1 protein-coding gene is annotated in these 452 nt (G+C 64.4%); it reads right to left on the bottom strand.

Going from position 1 to position 452, the window contains the following annotated elements; genetic code table 11:
* Nucleotides 1-108: 108 nt before the first annotated feature.
* Nucleotides 109-452 (bottom strand): hypothetical protein (locus CR165_RS24265; RefSeq protein ID WP_456316332.1); only part of this gene is annotated, 344 nt, incomplete at its 5' end.

The following is a 452-nucleotide window of genomic DNA, read 5'->3' as shown; positions in this document are numbered from 1 at the left end:
GACCTGACGCAGTTTGGCCACGATCTCCTCCGGCTTGTGCTGCTTCCTCGCCATCTCAACCTCCTCCCCTCCGCGTCCCGCTAATCTCACATCAGCGGCGGTCCACTTTTAAGGGGGCAGGTCAAAGTCCATCATGAGCTGCGTACCGTCGCGGGTACCATCCGTCACCCACAGTTCGCTGCCCGCCGCGATGTTGCTCGCCACGAAGACGACACGGCCGTCGGCAAGCGCGGCGAAGTTGCCCGGCCGAAGGGAGCCATCCCCGTCATTGATGTCGTAGAGCAACGCCGTTCCGTCGGCGGTGCCGTCGGTCACCCAAAGTTCATAGCCGTGCTCGGGGTCCTGGGCGGTGAACAGGACGCGCCCATCAGGCAGGCGGGTCAGGTCGGCAATATCTGATCCGTGCGATCCCGGCCAGATGTCCTTGAGCAGGTGGGCGCCCCCTGCAGTAC

It is taken from the genome of Teichococcus aestuarii, assembly GCF_003116135.1.
Classification (GTDB): Bacteria; Pseudomonadota; Alphaproteobacteria; order Acetobacterales; family Acetobacteraceae; genus Pseudoroseomonas; species Pseudoroseomonas aestuarii.
This window is presented reverse-complemented; position numbering and strand designations above follow the sequence as displayed.